A 14523-nucleotide genomic window follows, 5' to 3' on the forward strand; every position below is an offset into this window, starting at 1 on the left:
TGACACGGCATTCAAGCTGCGCTCCAATGCGTTCTGTCGTGCTGTGAGGCAACCTCTTGCAACACGCCCTCCGGCCCCATCGATCATGGAAAGCCGATTGACCTCAAATAAGTTGGAATGCACACCATGAAAAAATCTCTGCTCGCACTTGCCGCGATCGCCGCTGTCAGCGGTTCCGCATTCGCTCAATCGTCGGTCACGATGTACGGCCAGATCGACCAAGGCGTCGGTCAACAATCTGAAACCGTCAAGAACCGCGAAGTTCTGGCCGGCTCGGCCAACCGCCTCGGCTTCCGCGGCGTGGAAGACCTCGGTGGCGGCCTGAAGGCCTTCTTCGAGTTCCAACACCGCTTCAGCGCCGACACCGGCGTTGCCAACTCCACGTTCTGGGATGGCAAGTCGTTCGTCGGCCTGCAAACCGCCTTCGGCAACGTGTACCTGGGCCGTGAGGACAACCCGGCTTACGCCCTGTCGCAATCCGCTGGTGACCCGTGGGGCACGGACACGGTGGCTCAGAACACCACGATCCTGAACGGCCGTGGCATCGGCACGAACCGCTACGCCAACTCGGTGAACTACCGTGGCACGTTCGGTGGCTTCACCGTCGGCGCCCAGATCGCCGAAGCTGACGGCTCCAAGCGTCAATCGACCGGTGAAGACCGTCCGTGGTCTGTCGCTGGCGTCTACACCGGCGGCCCGATCACCATCGGCTTCGGCTACGAAGACCCGGCCAACACCGACGCCTACTGGGCCACGGTCAACGGCGCCTGGGACTTCAAGGTCGTCAAGCTGATCGGCCTGTACGGCTGGGGCGAAACCGGCGTCGGCACCCCGACCCAAACCGGCGGCAACGTCGGTGGCGGCACGTCCCTCACCACCGTCAACAACGAGCGCAAGGCCTACATCATCGGCCTGACCGCCCCGATCGGCAACGGCGAGCTGAAGGCTTCGTACGGCCAGCTCGACAACAAGAACAAGGTCACGGGCGTGAAGTCGAAGCTCGACAAGCAATTCGGCCTGGGCTACCACTACGCCCTGTCGAAGCGCACGACGATCTACGCTGACTACGTCAACGAAGGCAACGACGCCGTCAAGGCCGCTGGCAGCAACCTGGAAAAGAACGGCTACGACTTCGGCATCAAGCACAAGTTCTAAGCTGGTCTTTCCTCGAGCCGCCCTGGCGGCTCGCGGTTGACGATGAACGCACGCCCGGGCAACCGGTCGTGCGTTTTTTCTTGCCCGCTCGCCGTTCAGGTCGCCATCTGTCGGCAGGCCTCGGCGCAGCGGCGACACGCCTCGGCGCATCGCTGGCAATGGTCCGCCGCATGGCGACCGCATTCCTGGCCGCACGCCTCGCACACCCGGGCGCACACCACGCACAGCGCCGGTGCGGACTCGCTGCCCCGCGCCAGGAAACCGGCCACCGTCTGGCACAGCGCGGCGCAGTCCATGTCGAGGGCGATGCAGCCCGCCATCATCTTCACGTCGGACTCCCCGAGGCAGGCCGCCGCGCAATGGTGGCAAGCGGTGGCGCAGGCGTTGCAGGCCTCGAGGCACGCCTGGTGGGTTTCACGGGACATGGCGAATCTCCTTTTCCCTTTTGCCGGCGGATCCCGGTACGGGTCGTCGGGCAATCGGCGTGCGCAGACGAAAAAAAGCGGCCCGGTTGCCCGGGCCGCTTTGCTGTCGGCGTGTGAACAGGGTGTCGATCAGCGCGGGCCCACCACCGGCAGCGGCGCACCCACTTCGTAGGCGCCCACGTCCGGGGCGCTGCCCGAGTAGCCGCTGTTGATGCCCGGGATCACGACACCCGCGTTCTCGGCGGCCGAGCCGGCCTTGAGGCGCAGATCCGGTGCCGCGTAGGTGCTCATCGCGTTGGACGGCACGGCCACCGTGCTGTTGAACACCGCGAGGCTCACCTGGGTGAAGTTCTTCTCGGTGGTCAGGTTGCGGAACTGCGTGAAGTCGCTGAACGCGGTGGCGCCGAAGCGGCCGGTGAACGAACCCACGGTGGTGCCGATGGCGTCGTAGTTCATGTTCGCGTTGCTGGTCACCAGGTCGGCGATCTGCAGGGCCTTGCCCGTGCCGTTGTTGTAGCCGCCGTACGAACCACCCGGGCCGCCGATGAACAGGTTGTTCCGGCTGTACAGGTTGTTCACCGGGGTGCCGGCGTAGACACCGATGGCATCGCCACCCTTGACCACCGTGTTGTGCAGGAGCACGTCACCGTAGCTGCCGCGGTAGAGCTTGAACGACACGTGGGCGATGTTGTACATCACGTTGCGGATGAAGTACGTCGGACCGCCCAGGCCCGGCTGCGACGACAGGCCGATGAACGCGTTCGTGATGCGGTTGCGCATGATGCGGCAGTTGTGGGCGCAGAAGTCGGCCTCCACCGCATCGTCCGCCGCGATCGACAGGTCGTTGTTCAGGATGTCGATGCTGTACTGGTCCACCGCCTCGTCGTCCTCGAGCAGCGAGATGTTGTCGCGGAAGCCGCTCACCTTGTTGTTCATGATCACGTGGCCCGGGCCCGTGAACTCGATGCCTTCGCCTGTGTTGGCGCCGTTGACGCCCAGGGCGGCCTCGGTCCACGGGGTGGTGCCGGTGATCACGTTGTCGGCGATGTAGGCGTTCTCGGCACGGCCGTAGGCCACCACACCACTGCCGCCACGCACCGACGCCACCGTCTTGATCGTGCTGCGGGTCAGGGCGAAATGGCTGGTGCTGTCGAAGCGCACGGCGCCGTTGACCGTCACCGCGTCGAGCATCACGTACTTGCGTCCGATGAAGTTCAGCTCGCCCGAGAACACGGCGCCCGAGGTGCCGCGGATCACGATGGGCTTGCCGGCGGCGCCGTCGCGGGACATCGTGAAGGCGCTGTAGTTGCCGGCGGCGAGCTGGATCACGTCGCCCGCGGCGGCCGAGGACAGCACGGAGGCGAGCGTCGACGGCGTCGCCGACTTGACCGGCGCGCCGGCCATCGCGGCCGGGACGGCGCGGGTGGCGGCCGTCACGGTGCGCGTGGTGCTGCCGCCGTCGGCGTCGACGAGCGACAGCTCGACTTCGTACGTGGTGGCGGGCTGCAGGTCGAAGATGCTGCCGGAGTGGCGGGTGTTCCACGAGAAGCCCGAGCTGCTGCCGGCCTGGATGCGGCGCAGCGGCATGCCGGTGGTCCAGGTGCTGGTGCCTTGCGGACGATAGCGCACGTTGACGACACCGCTGGCGTTCGCGTCACCCGTGAAGGCCCATTCGACCGTGAGGTTCTGGATCGTCGGGTACGGCGTGGTGATCGCGCCGGGGACCGACACGTCGGCCGCCTTGCCGGTGGACGGCGCGGGCGCCGGTGCGGGCGTCGGGGCCGGTGCCGGCGTGGGCGCGGGGGTCGGGGCGGGCGTGGGAGCCGGCGTCGGCGCGGGGGTGGGCGCGGGGGTGGGCGCGGGGGTGGGCGCCGGGGTCGGGGCCGGCGTGGGCGCAGGCGCCGGGGCCGGAACCGGGGCGGCCGTGCCCGCGAGCGTCGACACGTAGACGACGTTCGAGTGCGCGCTGACGTTGCCGGCGGCATCCACGGCACGGATGCGGAAGGCGTACTGGGTGCTCGCGGCCAGGCCGCTCGCGGTGAAGCTGGTCGACGTGTTCGTGCTGATCTGGACGAAGCTCGTGCAGGCGTTGGCGAGGCAACGCTCGACGCGGTAGCCGGTCACGGCGACGTTGTCGGTGCTGCCGGTCCACGACAGCGAGACCTGCGTGGCCGACAGGGCCTTGCCCGTCAGCGCCGACGGCGTCGACGGGGCGGTCTTGTCGGCGGCGAGCACGCTGTCGCCATCGGCCGGCAGGGCGGCCACGGCGAGCGACGTGGCGCTCGTGCGGCCCGATGCGTCCACGGCCGTCACGGTGTACGAATAGGCGACCCCCGGGGTCAGGCCGGTGTCGCTGAACCGGGTTTCCTCGGTTTCGGCGACTTCGACCTTGGCCGCGCAGTCCGCACCGGTGCAGCGCGACACGATGTACTTGGTGATCCCCTGGTCATCGCTGCTGGGCGACCAGGTCAGGTCGATGCGGGCGCCGGACACCACCGTGGCCACCAGGTTGGTGGGCGTGGTCGGATCCTGGGAATCGGCGACCGGAGCGGGCGAGGGCGAGGCGTTGTCGGCGGGGGCCGGGGCATCCGTCGCCACCTCGGCGCCGGAACCACCACCACCACAGGCCGTCAGCGCGATCACCGCGCTCATGACAGCCAGCTTGTTCAGGATTTCGTTGCGTTGAACCACTTGCAGTACCACCATCTTGAAGAAGAGCCCGAATTAGACGGGCCCCCACGAACAGGGGGGTAAGCACTTGCAAGAAAGGGATTGATACAAAACGGGCCGCGTGATACGGCGATCACGCGGCCCTGCAGTGGCAACAAGCCCCTACAACCCGCCGGAAACGACCGGCTGGCGCGGGTGCAGCATGTCAAGCCGGAGTCAAGACCGATCCGGCCAAACGGTCACCGGACGCGGCCTTCCTTCCAGGCGCCCAGCAACTTTTCGTAGTCAATCGTTTCGCCCTTGGGCTTCTCGTTGGCCAGTTTCTTCCACGGCGCGCCCTTGTCGCTCAGCCACTTGTTGGGATCGCCCTTCGCGTTGAGCTTCGGCGCGCACTGCGCCATGCCCGCGCGCTGCAGGCGGCCCATCACCTGGTCCATCTCCTCGGCGAGGTTGTCCATCGCGGCCTGCGGGGTCTTTTCACCCGTGACGGCCACGGCGACGTTCTTCCACCAGAGCTGCGCGAGCTTCGGGTAGTCGGGCACGTTGTTGCCGGTCGGGGTCCACGCCACCCGGGCCGGGCTGCGGTAGAACTCGATCAGGCCGCCGTACTTGGCCGCGTTCTTGGTGAAGTAGTCGTGGCGGATGTCGCTGTCGCGGATGAAGGTCAGGCCGACGACCGACTTCTTCGCCGACACGGTCTTGCTGGTCACGAACTGGGCGTAGAGCCAGGCGGCGGCCGTGCGGTTGGCGTCGTGGCCCTTGAAGAAGGTCCACGAGCCCACGTCCTGGTAGCCGTTCTGCATGCCCTGCTTCCAGTACGGACCGTTCGGGCCGGGGGCCATGCGCCACTTCGGCGTGCCGTCGGCGTTCACCACTGGCAGGCCCGGCTTGACCATGTCGGCCGTGAAGGCGGTGTACCAGAAGATCTGCTGGGCGATCTGGCCCTGCGCCGGCACCGGGCCGGACTCGCCGAAGGTCATGCCCGTGGCTTCCTTCGGGGCGTACTTCTTCATCCAGTCGACGTACTTGGTGAGTGCGTACACCGCGGCAGGCGAGTTGGTGGCGCCACCGCGCGAAACCGAGGCCCCGACCGGCGTGCACTTGTCGTCGGCGACGCGGATGCCCCATTCGTCCACCGGCAGGCCGTTCGGGATGCCCACGTCGGCGGTGCCGGCCATCGACAGCCACGCGTCGGTGAAGCGCCAGCCGAGCGACGGGTCCTTCTTGCCGTAGTCCATGTGGCCGTAGATGGGCTTGCCGTCGATGGTCTTCACGTCGTTGGTGAAGAACTCGGCGATGTCCTCGTAGGCGCTCCAGTTGAGCGGCACGCCCAGGTCGTAGCCGTACTTGGCCTTGAACTTGTCCTTCAGGTCCTTGCGGGCGAACAGGTCGGCGCGGAACCAGTAGAGGTTGGCGAACTGCTGGTCGGGCAGCTGGTACATCTTCTTGTCGGGCGCCGTGGTGAAGCTGCGGCCGATGAAGTCCTCGATGTCGATGCCCGGGTTGGTGAACTCCTTGCCCGCACCGGTCATGTAGTCGGTGAGGTTCATGATCTTGCCGTACCGGTAGTGCGTGCCGATCAGGTCGGAGTCGGAGATCCACCCGTCGTAGATGCTCTTGCCGGACTGCATCGAGGTCTGGAGCTTTTCAACGACGTCACCTTCCTGGATCAGGTCGTGCTTGACCTTGATGCCGGTGATTTCCTCGAACGCCTTCGCGAGCGTCTTCGACTCGTACTCGTGCGTGGTGATGGTCTCGGACACCACCGAGATCTCCTTCACGCCCTTGGCCTGGAGCTTCTTCGCGGCTTCGATGAACCACTTCATCTCGTCCGCCTGCTTCTCCTTGGACAGCGTGGACGGCTGGAACTCACTGTCGATCCACTTCTTGGCCTCGGCCTCGCCGGCCCAGGACGTCTGGCCGACGGCCAGCAGGGCCGCCGTGATGGCGGCGGCGCGGGCCACCCCGTTCAAGCGCAGTTTCATCTCATCTCTCCTCAGGACTTCCCATGGATCGAGCTGGCACGCGGCTGGGAAGGGTTGACCGGGTGCCTTTTCAAGGAAACGAACTAACCTTTGCGCATCACCAGCGCCAGCAGCGCCATCGACACGACGAAGCTGATCCACACCGACGGCTCCTGCTCGAGCCCGAACCAGCCCACCATCTTTTCGCCGAGGCCCACGAACACGAGGTTCACGTAGGCCGCGAGCAGCAGGCCGATGAACAGCCGGTCGCCGCGCGTGGTGGCCATCGGCAGCCACCCCTTGCGCAGCGTCGTGGGCGACTTGATCTCCCACACCGTCATGCCCACCAGCATCAGCACGATGCAGGTGAAGAACACCGCCACCGGCAGGGTCCACGCCATCCACTCGAACATGTCTCGGACTCCCGTTGTGTCAGACGCGGCCCATCGCGAACCCCTTCGCGATGTAGTGCCGAACGAACCAGATCACCACCGCGCCCGGCACGATGGTCAGCACCCCGGCCGCGGCGAGCACGCCCCAGTCCATGCCGGAGGCCGACACGGTGCGGGTCATCGTGGCCACGATGGGCTTGGCGTTCACGCTCGTGAGCGTGCGCGCCATCAGCAGTTCGACCCAGCTGAACATGAAGCAGAAGAACGCGGCCACGCCCACGCCGGCCTTGATCAGCGGGATGAAGATGGTGAGGAAGAATCGAGGGAACGAGTAGCCGTCGATGTACGCCGTCTCGTCGATCTCGCGCGGCACGCCGCTCATGAAGCCTTCGAGGATCCACACGGCCAGCGGCACGTTGAACAGCAGGTGGGCGAGCGCCACCGCGATGTGCGTGTCCATCATGCCGAGCGTGGTGTAGAGCTGGAAGAACGGCAGCAGGAACACCGCGGGCGGGGTCATGCGGTTCGTCAGCAGCCAGAAGAACACGTGCTTGTCGCCGAGGAAGCTGTAGCGCGAGAACGCATAGGCCGCGGGCAGCGCCACCAGCAGCGAGATCACCGTGTTGATGCCCACGTAGATCAGCGAGTTGATGTAGCCCGAGTACCAGCTCTCGTCGGTGAAGATCGTGCGGTAGTGCTGCAGCGTGAAGTCGTTCGGCCACAGGCTGAACGTGGAGAGGATCTCCTCGTTCGTCTTGAACGACATGTTCACCATCCAGTACACCGGCAGGATCGCGAACACCAGGTACAGCGCGAGGAAGAACACGCGCTTGCGGAACCGCTTATCCATGCTGCACCTCCGCGTCCGACGCCGTGCCAACGCGCTGCATCCAGTTGTAGAGGATGAAACACAGCAGCAGGATGATCAGGAAGTAGATGAGTGAAAACGCCGCCGCCGGCCCGAGGTCGAACTGGCCCACGGCCTTCTGCGTCAGGTACTGCGACAGGAACGTGGTGGCGTTGCCGGGCCCGCCGCCGGTGAGCACGAACGGCTCGGTGTAGATCATGAAGCTGTCCATGAACCGGAGCAGCACCGCGATCATCAGCACGCCGCGCAGCTTGGGCAGCTGGATGAAACGGAACACCGCGAACTTGCTCGCACCGTCGATGCGGGCGGCCTGGTAGTAGGCGTCGGGGATGGCCTGCAGTCCGGCGAAACACAGCAGCGCGACGAGCGGCGTCCAGTGCCACACGTCCATCACCAGCACCGTGAGCCACGCGTCGGCGGCCGAGCCGGTGTAGTTGTAGTCGAGGCCCAGCTTCGCGAGCGCCGCGCCCATCAGGCCGATGTCGGTGCGGCCGTAGATCTGCCAGATGGTGCCCACCACGTTCCATGGAATCAGCAGCGAGATGGCGACGATCACGAGCACCGCCGACGAACGCCAGCCGGTGGCCGGCATCGACAGCGCGAGCGCGATGCCGAGCGGGATCTCGACGGCCAGCACCGCGAGCGAGAAACCGATCTGGCGCAGCAGCGCGCCGTGAAGTTCTTCGTCGCGCATCACGGCGGCGAACCATTCGGTGCCGACGAACACGCGGCGTTCGGGCGAGATGATGTCCTGCACGGAGTAGTTGACGACGGTCATCAGCGGCAGCACCGCCGAGAACGCCACGCACAGCACCACGGGCAGCACCAGCAGCCAGGCTTTCTGGTTGACCGGCTTCATGCGATCAGCTCCTCGTTGCGGTTGTAGAAACAGGTGTGGGTGCCCAGCACGCCGAGCCAGGCGGTGTCGCCCACCTTCGGCGGGTCGGCATCGGGGCCGAGGCGCGCGCGCAGCACCACCTCGCCCGCCTTCGCGGTCACGAGCCAGTAGGTGCCCACGTCCTGCACCATCGACACGACCGCGGGCAACGCGCCCGGGGCGTCGGGCGTGGTGACGGTCACGTACTCGGGCCGCACGCCCAGCTTGAACTCGCCCGCCGAAGCGAGCGCCGCAGGCGCGGGGCCGGCGAGTGGCCGTCCGGCCACCTCGAGCCCGCCCGCCCAGCGCGCCGGCAGGAAGTTCATGCCGGGCGAGCCGATGAAGTGGCCCACGAAGGTGTGCGCGGGCCGCTCGAAGAGCGCGTCGGCCGAACCCACCTGCACCGCGCGGCCGCGGGTCATCACCACCACCTCCTCGGCGAAGGTGAGCGCCTCGACCTGGTCGTGGGTCACGTAGACGAGCGTGAGCTTGAGCTCATGGTGGATCTGCTTGAGCTTGCGCCGCAGCTGCCACTTCAGGTGCGGGTCGATCACGGTCAGCGGCTCGTCGAACAGCACGGCCGACACGTCCTCGCGCACGAGGCCGCGGCCGAGCGAGATCTTCTGCTTCGCGTCGGCGGCGAGGCCCGAGGCGCGGCGGTCGAGCTGGCCGCTCATCTCGAGCATCTCGGCGATCTTCCCCACCCGCTGGCGGATGCGTTCGGGCGCGACACCGCGGTTGCGCAGCGGGAACGCAAGGTTCTCCGCCACGGTCATCGTGTCGTAGATGACCGGGAACTGGAACACCTGCGCGATGTTGCGCTGCTGCGGCGTCTTGCCCGTCACATCGGCGCCGTCGAACGACACGGTGCCCTGCGACGGCGTCACGAGGCCCGAGATGATGTTGAGCAGCGTGGTCTTGCCGCAGCCGGAGGGGCCGAGCAGGGCGTAGGCACCGCCGTCGCGGAAGGTCATCTTCAGCGGCAGCAGCGCGTAGTCCTCGTCCCGCTGCGGGTTCGGGCGGTACGCGTGGGCGAGATCGAGGTCGATGCGGGCCATGTCAGGCGCTCCTCGCGGCCGGGGCGCGCAGCAGCGCGCCCGCGGGATCGAACACGTAGACCTGTGACGGGTTCACGTACAGCGTGATGCCCTCGCCCAGCTCGAAGCGGTGCACGCCGGTCAGCTGGGCGACGAGTTCGCCCTCGGCCGTCTCCACGTGCACGAAGGTGTCGGAGCCCGAGATCTCGGCCAGCTCCACCTTGCCGCGCAGCGCCAGGTCGCCGGGCCGTTCGACCACGCGCAGCGCGCTGGCCCGCAGGCCCACCGTCACGTCGGACGCGGCCAGCCCGGGCACGGGCGCCACTGCGCCCGAAGGCAACGTGACACCGCGGTCGTCCGCACGCGCGGGCACCAGGTTCATCGGCGGGTCGCTGAAGGCGCGTGCGACCCGGATCGACTTCGGCCGATGGAACACCTCGGCCGTGGGTCCGTACTGCAGCAGCTCGCCCGCATCCAGCACCGCGGTGTAGCCGCCCAGCAGCAGCGCCTCGGTGGGTTCGGTGGTGGCGTAGACCACGGTGGAGTCGCCCGCGGCGAAGAGGTGCGTGAGTTCCTCGCGCAGGCCCTCGCGCAGCTTGTAGTCGAGGTTCACGAGCGGTTCGTCGAGCAGCATCAGCGGCGCGTTCTTGGCGAGCGCCCGGGCGAGCGCCACGCGCTGCTGCTGGCCGCCGGAGAGTTCGGACGGCAGGCGCTGCAGGAACGGCGCGATGTGCAACCGCTCGGCGAGCGAACGCACGCGCGCGTCGATGCCATCCTCGCCGCGCAGCTTCAGCGGCGACGCGATGTTGTCGAACACGGTCATCGACGGGTAGTTGATGAACTGCTGGTACACCATTGCGACGTTGCGCTGGCGCACCGGCACGCCGGTGACGTCGACCCCGTCGACCCGCACGGTGCCCTCGCTCGGCTTGTCGAGCCCGGCCATCAGCCGCATCAGGGTGGTCTTGCCGGCCTGGGTCGCGCCCAGCAGCACCGTCACGGCGCGGGGCACGAGGCTCAGGTTCATCGGGTACAGGTAGGGCGTGGGCCCCACCTGCTTGCCGAGGTTTTCCAGGGTCAGTTGCATGTGGACTTCAGGAAGGGGAAATCAGGACGGCCACCGCGCCGCGAACCACTGCGCGACGCGGGTCCGCTGGTCGGGGGTCAGGTGCAGGCCGAGCTTGGAGCGGCGCCAGAGCACGTCGTCGGCGGACCGCGCCCATTCGTGTTCGTGCAGGTAGTCGAGCTCGGCCTCGTAGACGCCCGGGGCGATCTCCTCGCCGAGGCCGCCCGGCCGCACGAGGAAGTCGACGCGCGAACCGTAGGCGCGGGCGTAGCGGTGGCGCAGCGCGGCGGGCCACTCGGGGTGGCGGCGGCCCAGGGCCTCGTCGAAGCGGGCGAAGTCGGTGTCGGGGCGCACGGGCGGGCCGATCCATTCGGACAGGTCGCCGCCGGGCAGCGTGGCCGTCGCGGTCCACGGGCCGGCCGCCACGCCGAGGCTGCGGCACAGCGTGTCGGCAGCTTCCTCGGCCAGCTTGCGGAACGTGGTGATCTTGCCGCCCCACACGGTCAGCAGCGGCGCCGGGCCCGGTTCCAGGTCGAGCTGGTAGTCGCGCGTGACGGCCGAGGCATCGCTCGACTCGTCGCCCAGCAGCGGGCGCACGCCGGCGTAGGTCCATACGACATCGGCCGGGGTCACGGGTTTCGCGAAGTAGCGGCTCGCCTGCTCGCACAGGTAGGCGATCTCGGTGTCGTCGATGCGCGCCTGGCCCACCGGGCCGTGGTGCTCGACGTCGGTGGTGCCGATCAGCGTGAAGTCGCGCTCGTACGGGATCGCGAAGATGATGCGGCGGTCGGGGTTCTGGAAGATGTAGGCGTGGTCGTGCTCGAACAGCTTCGGCACGACGATGTGGCTGCCCTTCACGAGGCGCAGCGTCTTCGAGCCCGCGATGTGCGCATGGGCCTGCAGGAACTGCGCGGCCCACGGGCCGGCCGCGTTGACCAGCGCGCGCGCGCGCACGGTGCGGCGTTCGCCGCTCGCGTTGTCGAGGTCCACCGTCCAGGCGCCGTCGCCACGGCGGGCCTCGACGCAGCGCCAGCCGGTGAGCACCTGCGCACCACGCTGGGCGGCGTCGATGGCGTTGAGCACGACGAGGCGGGCGTCATCGACCCAGCCGTCGGAGTAGACGAAACCGCGGCGGAAGACGGGCTTGAGCGGCTGGCCGGCCACGTGGCGGCGCAGGTCGATGCTGCTGGAGCCGGGCAGCACCTCGCGCTTGGCGAGGTGGTCGTACAGGAACAGGCCGGCGCGGATCATCCACGCCGGGCGCATGCCCGGGTCGTGCGGCATCACGAAGCGCAGCGGCCACATGATGTGCGGCGCGCTGCGCAGCAGCACCTCGCGTTCGCCCAGCGCCTTGCGCACCAGCGAGAACTCGTAGTACTCGAGGTAGCGCAGGCCGCCGTGGATCAGCTTCGTGGAGGACGACGAGGTGTGGGCCGCGAGGTCGTCCTTCTCGCACAGCACGACCTTCAGCCCGCGGCCCGAAAGGTCACGGGCAATGCCGGCGCCATTGATGCCGCCGCCCACGACGAGCACGTCACAGTCGGTCAACGGTGGGTTCAAGCAGGCTCCTCGGGAGGGAAACGGTCGGAAGCGGTGACACCGCGAACGGGCTTGTGCGGTGGATCACGCTCGAACCCGGCCGGATGTTCGGTTTGGGTTCGTTTGTGTTCTTCTTTTTTCTTTTTAGCCCGAATGCGAACATCGCGCAAGGGTGGGAAACCACCTGAGGACACCTGCGCGTTTTGGGTACGCTCGCGTCTTCCGGAAACACCGAATCCGCCTTTCGCATGACCCCGAACCCCCGCCAGGCCCAGTTGATGGACGAGTTGCGCGCCCGCGGATCGATGTCGGTCGAGGCGCTCGCGGACCAGTTCGGCGTCACGCTGCAGACCGTGCGGCGCGACGTGAAGCTGCTCTCCGAGGCCGGGCTGCTCGCCCGCTTCCACGGCGGCGTGCGCCTGCCGAGCTCCACCACCGAGAACATCGCCTACCGCCAGCGCCAGCAGCTCAACGAGTCGGCCAAGCAGCGCATCGCGCGGGCCGTCGCGAAGTCGGTGCCCAACGGGTGTTCGCTGATCATCAACATCGGCACCACCACCGAGGCCATCGCGCGCGAGCTGCTGCACCACAAGGGCCTGCGTGTCATCACGAACAACCTGAACGTGGCGGCCATCCTGTCCGACAACCCCGACTGCGAGGTCATCGTCGCCGGCGGCGTGGTGCGCTCACGCGACCGCGGCATCGTGGGCGAGGTGACGGTCGACTTCATCAGCCAGTTCAAGGTCGACATCGGGCTGATCGGCATCTCGGGCATCGAGGCCGACGGCACGCTGCGCGACTTCGACTACCGCGAGGTGAAGGTGGCGCGCGCCATCCTCGAACACTCGCGCGAGGTGTGGCTCGCCACCGACCACAGCAAGTTCAACCGGCCCGCGATGGTGCAGCTCGCGCGCTTCGACGAGGTGGACATGCTGTTCACCGACGCCCCGCCCCCCGATCCCTTCCCGAAGCTGCTGGCCAACGCCGGCGTCCAGTGCGAGGTCGCCCGATGAAACACCTGCTCGCCCTCGACCAGGGCACCTCCAGCTCCCGCAGCATCGTGTTCGACGAGAACGGCCGCATCGTCGCGATGGCCCAGCGCGAGTTCCGGCAGATCTACCCGCAGCCGGGCTGGGTCGAACACGACCCGCGCGAGCTGTGGGAGACCCAGCTCGCCACCGCGAAGGAAGCGCTCGCGAAGGCCGGCCTCACGGCGCGCGACATCGCCTCGGTGGGCATCACGAACCAGCGCGAGACCACCGTGGTGTGGAACCGCCGCACCGGCGAGCCCATCCACAACGCCATCGTGTGGCAGGACCGCCGCGCCGAACCCACCTGCGCCGCGTTCCGCGAGCAGGGCCTCGAGCCGCTGTTCCGCGAACGCACCGGGCTCATCGTCGACGCGTACTTCTCGGGCACGAAGCTCAAGTGGATCCTCGACCACGTGGCCGGCTCGCGCGAGGCCGCGGCACGTGGCGAACTCGCCTTCGGCACCGTGGATTCGTGGCTGATGTGGCACCTGACGGGCGGGAAGCTGCACGCCACCGACGTCAGCAACGCGTCGCGCACGCTGATGCTGAACGTGCACGACAACACCTGGGACGACGAGTTGCTCGAGGTGCTCGACGTGCCGCGCGAGATGCTGCCGCAGGTGTTCCCGTCGAGCCACGTGTACGGCCACACCGAGGCGCACCTGTTCGGCGAATCGCTGCCCATCGGCGGCGTGGCGGGCGACCAGCAGAGCGCGCTCTTCGGGCAGGCCTGCTTCCGGGCCGGCCTCGCGAAGAACACCTACGGCACCGGCTGCTTCATGCTGATGCACACCGGCGGCAACTTCCAGCAGTCGGCCAACGGCCTGATCACCACGAGCGCGGCGCAGCCCACGGCCACGCCCGAGTTCGCCTTCGAGGGCAGCGTGTTCATCGGCGGCGCCGTGGTGCAGTGGCTGCGCGACGGCCTGCAGGCCATCAAGGGCAGCGGCGAGGTGCAGCGGCTCGCGGAATCGGTGCCCGACAGCGGCGGCGTGATGTTCGTGCCGGCCTTCACCGGCATGGGCGCGCCGTACTGGAAGGCCGATGCCCGCGGCGCCATCGTGGGGCTCACCCGCGGCAGCACCGTGGCCCACATCGCCCGCGCGGCGCTCGAGAGCATCGCGTTCCAGAGTGCGGCGCTGCTGACCGCGATGAGCCGCGACGCGGTCGCCGCCGGCGGCTCGCCCGTCAGCGAACTGCGCGTGGACGGCGGCGCCTGCGTCAACGACCTGCTGATGCAGTTCCAGGCCGACCTGCTGGGCATTCCCGTCGTGCGCCCGAAGGTGATCGAGACCACCGCGCTCGGCGCCGCTTACCTCGCGGGCCTGAGCAGCGGCGTGTGGCACAACCTCGACGAACTGGCCGCCCAGTGGCAGGTGGAGCGCCGCTTCCACCCGGTGATGGCCCGTTCCCGTGCCGAGGAGCTGATGGCGGGCTGGGAACACGCGGTGCGCCAGGCCACGCTCGAATGATCGGTGCAGGCTGCTGACAACACGTTG

The 14523-nt window shown here is 68.0% G+C and carries 12 protein-coding genes; 3 read left to right on the forward strand and 9 right to left on the reverse strand.

Annotated elements, in window-relative coordinates:
* Positions 1-126 precede the first annotated feature (126 nt).
* Positions 127-1155 (forward strand): porin, encoded by a 1029-nt coding sequence (locus tag A4W93_RS28050; protein WP_157782243.1) that lies wholly within the window; start codon positions 127-129, stop codon positions 1153-1155.
* Between the two features lie 95 nt (positions 1156-1250).
* Here A4W93_RS28050 and A4W93_RS28055 read toward each other — a convergent pair whose 3' ends face one another.
* The 9 genes from A4W93_RS28055 to glpD form a co-directional block, all read right to left on the reverse strand.
* Positions 1251-1580, reverse strand: a complete 330-nt coding sequence (locus tag A4W93_RS28055; RefSeq protein ID WP_085753744.1) for a four-helix bundle copper-binding protein — start codon at positions 1578-1580, stop codon at positions 1251-1253.
* A 129-nt stretch (positions 1581-1709) separates the two neighbouring features.
* Positions 1710-4232: a fibronectin type III domain-containing protein gene (locus A4W93_RS30255; RefSeq protein ID WP_179951339.1), complete on the reverse strand. Its 2523-nt coding sequence runs from the start codon at positions 4230-4232 to the stop codon at positions 1710-1712.
* A 257-nt stretch (positions 4233-4489) separates the two neighbouring features.
* Positions 4490-6235 (reverse strand): ABC transporter substrate-binding protein, encoded by a 1746-nt coding sequence (locus A4W93_RS28075; RefSeq protein WP_085753745.1) that lies wholly within the window; start codon positions 6233-6235, stop codon positions 4490-4492.
* Between the two features lie 83 nt (positions 6236-6318).
* A complete protein-coding gene (locus A4W93_RS28080; protein ID WP_085753746.1) occupies positions 6319-6627 on the reverse strand; it encodes a DUF2160 domain-containing protein in 309 nt (102 codons plus the stop codon).
* Positions 6628-6646: 19 nt separating this feature from the next.
* Entirely contained in the window at positions 6647-7456 is an 810-nt protein-coding gene (locus A4W93_RS28085) for a carbohydrate ABC transporter permease (protein ID WP_085753747.1), read from the reverse strand.
* Complete coding sequence (locus A4W93_RS28090; RefSeq protein WP_085753748.1) at positions 7449-8333, reverse strand: carbohydrate ABC transporter permease; 885 nt, start codon at positions 8331-8333, stop codon at positions 7449-7451. Before A4W93_RS28090 ends, A4W93_RS28085 begins: the two co-directional genes overlap by 8 nt.
* Positions 8330-9409 (reverse strand): ABC transporter ATP-binding protein, encoded by a 1080-nt coding sequence (locus A4W93_RS28095; RefSeq protein ID WP_085753749.1) that lies wholly within the window; start codon positions 9407-9409, stop codon positions 8330-8332. The genes A4W93_RS28090 and A4W93_RS28095 overlap by 4 nt, the downstream gene beginning before the upstream one ends.
* A gap of 1 nt (position 9410) precedes the next feature.
* Positions 9411-10475, reverse strand: a complete 1065-nt coding sequence (locus A4W93_RS28100; protein ID WP_085753750.1) for an ABC transporter ATP-binding protein — start codon at positions 10473-10475, stop codon at positions 9411-9413.
* A gap of 21 nt (positions 10476-10496) precedes the next feature.
* Positions 10497-12014, reverse strand: coding sequence for a glycerol-3-phosphate dehydrogenase (gene glpD, locus A4W93_RS28105; protein WP_099960008.1), 1518 nt, complete (start codon positions 12012-12014; stop codon positions 10497-10499).
* Positions 12015-12241: 227 nt separating this feature from the next.
* Between glpD and A4W93_RS28110 the strand changes: the two genes are divergently transcribed.
* Both A4W93_RS28110 and glpK read left to right on the forward strand, forming a co-directional pair.
* A complete protein-coding gene (locus A4W93_RS28110) occupies positions 12242-13006 on the forward strand; it encodes a DeoR/GlpR family DNA-binding transcription regulator (RefSeq protein WP_085753752.1) in 765 nt (254 codons plus the stop codon).
* Positions 13003-14496 (forward strand): glycerol kinase GlpK, encoded by a 1494-nt coding sequence (gene glpK, locus A4W93_RS28115; RefSeq protein WP_085753753.1) that lies wholly within the window; start codon positions 13003-13005, stop codon positions 14494-14496. Before A4W93_RS28110 ends, glpK begins: the two co-directional genes overlap by 4 nt.
* Positions 14497-14523 lie beyond the last annotated feature (27 nt).

It is taken from the genome of Piscinibacter gummiphilus (genome assembly GCF_002116905.1).
Classification (GTDB): domain Bacteria; phylum Pseudomonadota; class Gammaproteobacteria; order Burkholderiales; family Burkholderiaceae_C; genus Rhizobacter; species Rhizobacter gummiphilus.

What these genes read in the sequence shown, in the direction of transcription:
- A4W93_RS28050 (WP_157782243.1), top strand. Translation starts at nt 127, where the DNA reads ATGAAAAAATCTCTGCTCGCACTTGCCGCGATCGCCGCTGTCAGCGGT.
- A4W93_RS28055 (WP_085753744.1), bottom strand. Translation starts at nt 1,580, where the DNA reads ATGTCCCGTGAAACCCACCAGGCGTGCCTCGAGGCCTGCAACGCCTGC.
- A4W93_RS30255 (WP_179951339.1), bottom strand. Translation starts at nt 4,232, where the DNA reads ATGAGCGCGGTGATCGCGCTGACGGCCTGTGGTGGTGGTGGTTCCGGC.
- A4W93_RS28075 (WP_085753745.1), bottom strand. Translation starts at nt 6,235, where the DNA reads ATGAAACTGCGCTTGAACGGGGTGGCCCGCGCCGCCGCCATCACGGCG.
- A4W93_RS28080 (WP_085753746.1), bottom strand. Translation starts at nt 6,627, where the DNA reads ATGTTCGAGTGGATGGCGTGGACCCTGCCGGTGGCGGTGTTCTTCACC.
- A4W93_RS28085 (WP_085753747.1), bottom strand. Translation starts at nt 7,456, where the DNA reads ATGGATAAGCGGTTCCGCAAGCGCGTGTTCTTCCTCGCGCTGTACCTG.
- A4W93_RS28090 (WP_085753748.1), bottom strand. Translation starts at nt 8,333, where the DNA reads ATGAAGCCGGTCAACCAGAAAGCCTGGCTGCTGGTGCTGCCCGTGGTG.
- A4W93_RS28095 (WP_085753749.1), bottom strand. Translation starts at nt 9,409, where the DNA reads ATGGCCCGCATCGACCTCGATCTCGCCCACGCGTACCGCCCGAACCCG.
- A4W93_RS28100 (WP_085753750.1), bottom strand. Translation starts at nt 10,475, where the DNA reads ATGCAACTGACCCTGGAAAACCTCGGCAAGCAGGTGGGGCCCACGCCC.
- A4W93_RS28110 (WP_085753752.1), top strand. Translation starts at nt 12,242, where the DNA reads ATGACCCCGAACCCCCGCCAGGCCCAGTTGATGGACGAGTTGCGCGCC.
- glpK (WP_085753753.1), top strand. Translation starts at nt 13,003, where the DNA reads ATGAAACACCTGCTCGCCCTCGACCAGGGCACCTCCAGCTCCCGCAGC.